Source organism: Nigerium sp., assembly GCF_039811905.1.
Taxonomy (GTDB): Bacteria; Actinomycetota; Actinomycetes; order Propionibacteriales; family Propionibacteriaceae; genus Propioniciclava.
Genome location: NZ_JBDHZL010000118.1, coordinates 1 through 7,902, shown reverse-complemented (window position 1 = coordinate 7,902; position 7,902 = coordinate 1). Strand labels below are relative to the sequence as shown.

Sequence of the window (7,902 nt, the reverse complement as noted above, 5' to 3'; positions counted from 1 at the left end):
GGGACGCCCGCCCTCAGGGACGCACGTGGTCCTCGAGGTCGGCGAGCGTCTGGTCCATGTGGGCCGACATCGCCGCGCGCGCCCGGCCGGGGTCGCCGCTCGCGATCGCCGCCCGGACCGACCGGTGCTGCTCCTGCGCGTGGGCGCGAATCTCGGGGAACGCCGACGTCTGCGTCCGGCCGCGCTCGAGCGCGCTGCGCAGGGGGTCGTAGATCGCGGCCACGAACGGGTTGCCCGTGCCGCGCAGGATCGCGTCGTGGAAGTCGATGTCGTGCCGGACGAACCCGGCCACGTCGCCGGCCGCGTTCGCGGCGTCCATCGCCTCGAGGTGGGCGTCCAAAGAAGCGAGGACGCCGGCGTCCGCCCTCGTCGCGCAGAGCTCGGCTGCGCCGAGCTCGATCATCCGGCGCACCTCGAGCAGCGCGCGCGGCGCCCCGGAGCCCAGGGCTGCGCTGCGGGAGATCGCGGCGATGTCGGTCCACTGGTCCGTGGGGTTCACGAAGGTGCCGTTGCCGTGCTCGACGCGCAGGATGCCCGACTGCGTGAGCGACTTCACCGCCTCCCGCACCGTCAGGCGACTGACGCCGAGGGCGTCCGCCAACTGATCCTGCGACGGGAGCGGGCGGTCGGCCGGGAATCGGCCGTCCAACACGCGGTCCAGCAGCGAGGACGCCGTCTTGTCGACGAGGCTGCCGTGCGGCATGGCGAGGTTCCCTTCGGGTCGACGGCGCTGCGGCCAGGATAGGCGTACGCCATGCTCGCATGCGGGAAGCCCTGTGCGGCTGGCCCGATCGCGGCTAGGCTGCCGCAGTAAGAGCCCGCGGCGATTGCGCGGGCTTTCCGCTTGTATGTGAGGAACGACCATGCCGGGCATCGTGGTGATCGGAACGCAGTGGGGCGACGAGGGGAAGGGCAAATGCACCGACCTGCTCGGTGATCGCACCGACTACACCGTCCGCTATTCGGGGGGCAACAACGCGGGGCACACCATCGTCGTGAACGACGAGAAGTACGCCATGCACCTGCTGCCGTCCGGGGTGCTGAACCCGGGCGTCCCAGTGATCGGCAACGGGGTCGTCATCGACCTCGACGTGCTCTTCGGCGAGATCGAAGACCTGACGGCCCGCGGCATCGACCTGTCGCGGCTCATCGTGTCGGCGAACGCGCACATCATCGCCCCCTATCACCGCACGCTCGACAAGGTGACCGAGCGGTTCCTGGGCAAGCGGAAGATCGGCACGACCGGCCGCGGCGTCGGCCCCACGTACGCCGACAAGATCAACCGCATGGGCATCCGCGTGCAGGACCTGCTCGACGAGACGCTGCTGCGCGACAAGGTCGAGGCGGCGCTGCAGCAGAAGAACCACCTGCTGGTGAAGATCTACAACCAGCGCGCGATCGACGCGAACGAGGTCGCCGACCACCTGCTGAGCTACGCCGACCGGCTGCGCCCGATGATCCGCGACGTCGGCCGCGAGCTCAACGAGGCGCTCGACGCGGGCAAGCTCGTGCTCTTCGAGGGGGCCCAGGCGCACCACCTCGACATCGACCACGGCACGTACCCGTTCGTCACGTCGTCGAACCCGATCGCGGCCGGCGCCTGCACCGGCACCGGCGTCGGGCCGACGCGCATCGACCGCATCATCGGCATCGCGAAGGCGTACACGACGCGCGTGGGCGAGGGTCCGTTCCCGACCGAGCTTCTGGACGCCGACGGCGACCGCCTGCGCGAGGCCGGCGGCGAGTTCGGCACGACGACCGGACGCCCGCGGCGCTGCGGCTGGTTCGACCCGCTGGTGGTAGAGGTCGCGTCGACGTTCAACGGCGTCACCGACATCTTCCTGACGAAGCTCGACGTGCTGACCGGCTGGGAGAAGATCCCGGTCTGCGTCGCCTACGACATCGACGGCCAGCGCGTCGACAAGTACCCGGTGCTCATGAGCGACCTCGTGCGCGCCGTCCCCGTGTACGAGTTCATGGACGGCTGGACCGAAGACATCTCGGAGTGCCGCACCTTCGACGAGCTGCCGGCGAACACGCAGGCGTACGTCCGGCGGCTCGAAGAGCTCATCGGCTGCCGCATCTCCGGCATCGGCGTCGGGCCGGGCCGCGACCAGACGATCACCGTGCACGACCTGCTCGACTGAGCGGGCGTCCGGCCGGCCGCACCCCCCGCGGCCGGCCGGCGCCCGGCGGGCGGCGTCCCGGGGTGAGCGTCAGAAGACGACCACCTTCGCGCCCACCGGGGTGTTGCGGTAGATCCACGCGGCGTCCGCCTTCGAGCGCACGTTGATGCACCCGTGGCTCGCGGCCGCGTAGCCCTTCTTCGCGAAGTCGGCGGAGTAGTGCACGTACATGGTCGGATCGAACTTCACCGAGTAGGGCATGGAGGCCTTCCAGCGCGCCGAGTAGGCCTTCGGGTCCTTGCCGTAGACACGGAAGCTGCCCTTGGCGGTCTGGAAGATCCGGTAGCTGCCGTTGTCGGTGTAGGTGAACCCGCCGAAGCGCACCTTCAGCGTCTTCTTGGCGACGCCGTCCTTCAGCAGGGTGAGGGTGCGTTTGGCCTTGTTGGCGCACAGCACGACCCCCTTGGCCCGGCAGGCCGCCGGACGCGGAGCGGCGAGCGTGCGGCGTCCGTTCAGCATGGCCGACCAGGTGGCCTTGTCGAACGTCCCGGTCTCGGCGAGCCCGCGCGAGCGCTGGTAGTTGAGCGTCGCGTTGACGCTGCCCACGCCGAACTTCCCGTCGGACCGGCCGGTCAGGAACCCCTGGTCCTTCAGCCACTCCTGGGCCGCCATCGCGCAGCCGCCCCGTGATCCGTACCCGACCGTCTGTGCGGCGCAGCCGGACGCCGCGTGTGCGGCCGGCGCGCCGGCGAACGCCAGGCCGCCCACGGTCAGCGCGGCGGTGGCGGCAGCAGCCAGCATCTTCTTCGACATGGTTCCCCCTGTGGTCGTCCGGTCCGTCGGCTGGTCCCCGGTGGTGCCGGATTCTTCGGATGCTACTGAGACGACGGAGCAGCCGCCGAGGTTGCGACGGATAGGCTCTGAATCGTGGGAGACCTGACTGTCCTCGTCGTTGGAAACGGTGGCCGCGAGCACGCCCTCGCCTTGGCACTGGCGCGCGACCCCGGGGTGGGCGCCCTGCACGTCGCGCCCGGCAACCCCGGCACGGCGGCGATTGCGACGAACCACCCGGTGGACGCCGGCGACGGGGCCGCGGTGGCGGAGCTCGCCCGGTCGCTGGGCGCCGGCCTCGTCGTCGTGGGGCCCGAGGCGCCCCTCGTCGCGGGCGTCGCGGACGCCGTCCGCGCGGCCGGCATCCCCTGCTTCGGGCCGTCGGCCGAGGCGGCGCGGATCGAGGGGTCCAAGCAGTTCGCGAAAGACATCATGGGGGCGGCGGGCGTCCCGACGGCCGAGGCCGTCTACTGCGAGACCCTCGACGAGGTGGGGGAGGCGCTCGACCGCTTCGGTCCGCCGTACGTGGTCAAGGCCGACGGGCTGGCCGCCGGCAAGGGCGTCATCGTGACCACCGAGCGGGTCGCGGCGATCGCGCACGCGGAGGCGTCCCTGCCGGATGTGGTCGAGGAATACCTCGATGGGCCCGAGGTGAGCCTGTTCGCGATCACGGACGGGGCGTCCGCGCTGCCGCTGCAGCCCGCCCAAGACTTCAAGCGGGTCGGCGACGGCGACGAGGGCCCCAACACGGGCGGCATGGGCGCGTACACGCCGCTGCCGTGGGCGCCCGCCGGGCTGGTCGAGGCGATCATGAGCCGCGTGGTGCAGCCGACCGTGGACGAGATGGCCCGCCGGGGCACGCCGTTCGCCGGCCTGCTGTACGCCGGGCTCGCGCTGACCTCGCGGGGGCTGCGCGTCGTGGAGTTCAACTGCCGCTTCGGCGACCCCGAGACCCAGGCGGTGCTCGCGATGCTCGACTCGCCGCTCGGCGAGGTACTGCTCGCCGCGGCCGAGGGCCGGCTCGCCGACGTGGGGGAGCTGACGTGGAAGCCGGGCGCGGCGGTCATCGTCGTGCTGGCCGCCGAGGGCTACCCCGGGACGCCGGCGAAGGGCGGCTCGATCGAGGGGCCGCGGCTGTTCGGCTCCGAGGACAACGTGCACATCGTCCACGCCGGCACGTCGCTGGACGCCGCCGGCGGGCTCGTCGCGTCCGGCGGGCGCGTGCTGGGGGTGGTCGCGCAGGCGTCCGACCTGGCCGCGGCCAGGCGCGACGCGTACGCGGCCGTCGACGAGCTGGACGCCCCGACGCTCTTTCACCGCGGCGACATCGCGCTGAAGGCCGGGCGCGGCGAGATCCCGACGCCCGCGCTGTAGGCGGCTCGCGCCGATCAGGCGCGATTCGAGCAGGTTCGCCGGGTTGGCCCGGTGGGGTGACGCTCCTGAGTGAGGATCTTGCGCGGCGGCGTCCTTACTGTCTATGGTGTATATAGACAGTAAGGAGTTCTCATGCGCGTCGACATCGTGCTCTCGAAGACCTCCGGCGTCCCCATCTACGAGCAAGTCAAGGAGCAGTTGAAGGCTGCCATCCTGCGCGGGGACGCCGAGGAGGGGGAGGCGCTGCCGTCCATTCGCGGGTTGGCCCGCGACCTGGGCGTCAGCGTGATCACGACGACGCGCGCGTACTCCGATCTCGCGGCCGAGGGGTTCGTGACGAACGTCCCCGGCAAGGGAAGTTACGTCCTGCCGCGCAACGCCGAACTCGTCCGTGAGCGGGTGCTGCTCGAGGTGAGCGAGCACTTCGCGGACGCCGTCGCCAAGGCTCGCCTCGTGGACCTCACCCCCGCCGAGCTGCACGCCGCGCTCGACACCGTCATCGAACAGGAGCAGTCATGAATCCTCTCGAGCTGCGCGGAGTCACCAAACACCGCGACGACTTCACCCTCGGCCCGCTCGACCTCGTCGTGCCGCGCGGCTACGTCATGGGCCTCATCGGCGCGAACGGCGCCGGCAAGACGACAACCATCAAGACCGCGCTCGGGCTCGTGCGTCCGGACGCCGGCTCGGTCCGGCTGATCGATCGAGCGCGGGTCGGGGTCGTCCACGACGCGCCCGCTTACGTGCCCGACTGGACGGCCGCGCAGATCGGACGCGCGCTCGCGCCCTTCTACCCGGCCTGGGACGCCGACCGCTACGCCGGGCTGCTCGCCTGGGCCGGCATCGAGGCGTCCAAGAAGGTGAAGGAACTCTCGCGCGGCATGGGCATGAAGCTGCAACTCGCCGTGGCGCTGGGCCACGGCGCGGAGCTGCTGATCCTCGACGAGCCGACGTCCGGGCTCGACCCGCTCGCGCGCTCCGAGCTGATCGAACTCGTCGCCGACTTCATGACCGATCCCGAGCACGCGGTCCTCTTCTCGACGCACATCACGACCGACCTCGACAAGATCGCCGACTACGTGACCATCATCGACGACGGCCGCATCGTCGCCTCCACCACGCGCGACGACCTGGTGGACGGCTACCGCATGGTCCGCGGGCCCGTGTCGGGCCTGGACGCCGCCCTGCGGCCCCTGGTCCGCGGGCTGCGTGAGCACGGCGTGGGCTGGGAGGGCCTGATGGCGACGGAAGACACCGTGGCCCTCGGGTCCGGGGCGATCGCCGAGGAGCCCACACTCGAGGACATCCTCGTTCATCTCGCGAAGGAGTCGCACCATGTCTGAACTCGCCCCCATGCTCCGCCTCGACCTGTGGACGCTCGTCGCCGCGCGGCGCACCATCCTCGTGTACGTCGCGCTCGTCGGGGCGTTGTCCGTGCTCGTGGGCTCGGCCGTGGCGCTGCCCCTGGCCGCGATGGTCGCGGTCATGGTCGGGACGCTCCTGGTCCGCGCGCCCACGGATCGCATCCACCTGCTCTACGGCACGCTGCCGCTGCGGCGGCGCACCGTCGTGGTCGCCCACTACGCGGTGACGGCGGCGACGCTCGTGGCCGGTCTGCTGGCCGTGTCGCTCGTGACGGCCGCGGCGGATGCCGCCCGCGGCAGGCCGATGACCTGGCTCGGGGCGAGCGCGGTCGCGACCTTGGGGGCGGTGCTGATCGCCCTCGCTGTCATGCTGCCGGCGACCCTGGTGTGGGGCCCTCGGGCGGCGAGCCTGGTGTGGTTCGGGGGGATTCTCCTCATCACGAGCTCGGTCATGCTGGGCGGCGGCCTCTCCGCCGGCCTCGTGGGGGCACTGACCGGGACGACCGGCGCCCTGGTGCTCGTCGGGGCGGGATTGCTGGCCTTCGCGGCGTCCCTGGTCGTCTCGATCGGGATCTACGAACGTCAGGACCTCTGAGAACGACCGCCGGGACGCCGGGTCCGCCCCGGCGCCCCGGCGCCCCGGCGCCCCGGCGCTCCGGCGTCCGTTCCGCGCGGTCTCGCCGGCGGCGTCCCCTGGGGTGAGCCGTGGGAGAATGGCCGGGCCGCCGACCACCAGGAGTGTCATGACCGTCCCGAACGTGCTCGCCACGCGCTACGCCTCGCCCGCGATGCGGGAGATCTGGAGTCCGGAGCACAAGATCGTCGCCGAACGCCGGCTGTGGCTGGCCGTCCTCGAGGCCCAGCGCGACCTCGGCGTCGACTTCGGCGGCGACGACCCCGACGCGGTGCTGGCCGACTATCGCGGCGTCCTGGAGCAGGTCGACCTGCCCTCCATCGCCGCCCGCGAGCGCGTGACGCGCCACGACGTGAAGGCCCGCATCGAGGAGTTCAACGCCCTGGCCGGGCACGAGCACGTCCACAAGGGGATGACGAGCCGCGACCTCACCGAGAACGTCGAGCAGTACCAGGTGCTGACGTCGCTGAAGCTGGTCCGCGAGCGGGTCGTCACGGTGCTCGTGGCGCTCGCACGGCTGGCGTCCGAGTATCGCGACCAGCCGATCGCGGGCCGCTCGCACAACGTCGCGGCCCAGATGACGACGCTCGGCAAGCGGTTCGCGACCGCGACGGATGAGCTGCTGGTCGCCTTCGAGCGCGTCGACGGCCTCATCGCCCGCTACCCGGCGCGCGGCATCAAGGGCCCGGTCGGCACGGCGCAGGACATGCTCGACCTGCTCGGCGGGGACGCCGCGAAGCTCGCCGAGCTGGAGCGGCGGGTGGCGTCCCACCTGGGGTTCGACCGCGTGCTCACCTCGACCGGGCAGGTGTACCCGCGGTCGCTCGACGTGGACGCCCTGACCGCGCTCGTGCAGGTGGCGGCGGCGCCGAGCAACGTGGCGACGTCGATCCGGCTGATGGCGGGCGCCGAGCTGGTGACCGAGGGGTTCAAGGAGGGGCAGGTCGGGTCGTCGGCGATGCCCCACAAGATGAACACCCGAAGCTGCGAGCGCGTGAACGGCCTGTCGGTCGTGCTGCGCGGGTACGCGTCGATGGTCGGCGAGCTGGCGGGCGACCAGTGGAACGAGGGCGACGTGTCGTGCTCGGTCGTCCGGAGGGTCGCGCTGCCGGACGCCTTCTTCGCGCTCGACGGGCTCTTCGAGACGTTCCTGACCGTGCTGGGCGAGTTCGGGGCGTTCCCGGCGGTGATCGAGGCCGAGCTGCAGCGGTACCTGCCGTTCCTGACGACGACGAAGGTGCTGATGGCGGCCGTCCGGCACGGGGTGGGGCGCGAGCAGGCGCACGAGGCGATCAAGGAGCACGCGGTGGCCGTCGCGCTCGACATGCGCCGCACCGGCCGCAAGGACAACGACCTGCTCGACCGGCTCGCCGCCGACCCGCGGCTCGGCGTCTCGAAGCAGACGCTCGAGGACGCCGTGGCGCACCCGCTGGAACTCACCGGCTCGGCGGCGTCCCAGGTGGACGCGCTGGTCGCGCGGGTGGAAGAGCTGGCGTTGCAGCACCCCGACGGCGCCCACTACGTCGCCGGCGACGTGCTCTGACCGGACTGTTCTGACCGGACTGTTCTGACC

Annotated in this window: 8 protein-coding genes; 6 read left to right on the top strand and 2 right to left on the bottom strand. The window is 71.8% G+C overall.

Annotation, left to right across the window (positions count from 1 at the left end):
* Positions 1–13 precede the first annotated feature (13 nt).
* Positions 14–703 carry a FadR/GntR family transcriptional regulator gene (locus WMJ97_RS13400; protein WP_347349502.1) on the bottom strand — a complete coding sequence of 230 codons (690 nt, stop codon included), beginning with the start codon at positions 701–703 and terminating at the stop codon, positions 14–16.
* A 160-nt stretch (positions 704–863) separates the two neighbouring features.
* Here WMJ97_RS13400 and WMJ97_RS13395 point away from each other — a divergent pair, with 160 nt between their 5' ends.
* Positions 864–2,147 carry an adenylosuccinate synthase gene (locus WMJ97_RS13395; RefSeq protein ID WP_347349501.1) on the top strand — a complete coding sequence of 428 codons (1,284 nt, stop codon included), beginning with the start codon at positions 864–866 and terminating at the stop codon, positions 2,145–2,147.
* Positions 2,148–2,216: 69 nt separating this feature from the next.
* On the opposite strand, the gene WMJ97_RS13390 is transcribed toward WMJ97_RS13395, so the two are convergent.
* The gene (locus WMJ97_RS13390) at positions 2,217–2,939 is read right to left on the bottom strand and encodes a L,D-transpeptidase family protein (RefSeq protein WP_347349500.1); all 723 of its coding nucleotides are present in this window, start codon (positions 2,937–2,939) and stop codon (positions 2,217–2,219) included.
* A 123-nt stretch (positions 2,940–3,062) separates the two neighbouring features.
* Here WMJ97_RS13390 and purD point away from each other — a divergent pair, with 123 nt between their 5' ends.
* From purD to purB, 5 genes are all read left to right on the top strand, one after another.
* A complete protein-coding gene (gene purD / locus WMJ97_RS13385; protein WP_347349503.1) occupies positions 3,063–4,331 on the top strand; it encodes a phosphoribosylamine--glycine ligase in 1,269 nt (422 codons plus the stop codon).
* Positions 4,332–4,463: 132 nt separating this feature from the next.
* Positions 4,464–4,850 (top strand): GntR family transcriptional regulator, encoded by a 387-nt coding sequence (locus WMJ97_RS13380; RefSeq protein WP_347349499.1) that lies wholly within the window; start codon positions 4,464–4,466, stop codon positions 4,848–4,850.
* Complete coding sequence (locus WMJ97_RS13375) at positions 4,847–5,674, top strand: ABC transporter ATP-binding protein (protein ID WP_347349498.1); 828 nt, start codon at positions 4,847–4,849, stop codon at positions 5,672–5,674. Before WMJ97_RS13380 ends, WMJ97_RS13375 begins: the two co-directional genes overlap by 4 nt.
* Positions 5,667–6,290 carry an ABC-2 transporter permease gene (locus WMJ97_RS13370; protein ID WP_347349497.1) on the top strand — a complete coding sequence of 208 codons (624 nt, stop codon included), beginning with the start codon at positions 5,667–5,669 and terminating at the stop codon, positions 6,288–6,290. Before WMJ97_RS13375 ends, WMJ97_RS13370 begins: the two co-directional genes overlap by 8 nt.
* A 148-nt stretch (positions 6,291–6,438) precedes the next feature.
* On the top strand, positions 6,439–7,872 hold the full coding sequence (gene purB, locus WMJ97_RS13365) for an adenylosuccinate lyase (protein WP_347349496.1): 1,434 nt from the start codon (positions 6,439–6,441) through the stop codon (positions 7,870–7,872).
* The last annotated feature ends 30 nt before the right edge of the window (positions 7,873–7,902 follow it).

What these genes read in the sequence shown, in the direction of transcription:
- WMJ97_RS13400 (WP_347349502.1), bottom strand. Translation starts at nt 703, where the DNA reads ATGCCGCACGGCAGCCTCGTCGACAAGACGGCGTCCTCGCTGCTGGAC.
- WMJ97_RS13395 (WP_347349501.1), top strand. Translation starts at nt 864, where the DNA reads ATGCCGGGCATCGTGGTGATCGGAACGCAGTGGGGCGACGAGGGGAAG.
- WMJ97_RS13390 (WP_347349500.1), bottom strand. Translation starts at nt 2,939, where the DNA reads ATGTCGAAGAAGATGCTGGCTGCTGCCGCCACCGCCGCGCTGACCGTG.
- WMJ97_RS13380 (WP_347349499.1), top strand. Translation starts at nt 4,464, where the DNA reads ATGCGCGTCGACATCGTGCTCTCGAAGACCTCCGGCGTCCCCATCTAC.
- WMJ97_RS13375 (WP_347349498.1), top strand. Translation starts at nt 4,847, where the DNA reads ATGAATCCTCTCGAGCTGCGCGGAGTCACCAAACACCGCGACGACTTC.
- WMJ97_RS13370 (WP_347349497.1), top strand. Translation starts at nt 5,667, where the DNA reads ATGTCTGAACTCGCCCCCATGCTCCGCCTCGACCTGTGGACGCTCGTC.
- purB (WP_347349496.1), top strand. Translation starts at nt 6,439, where the DNA reads ATGACCGTCCCGAACGTGCTCGCCACGCGCTACGCCTCGCCCGCGATG.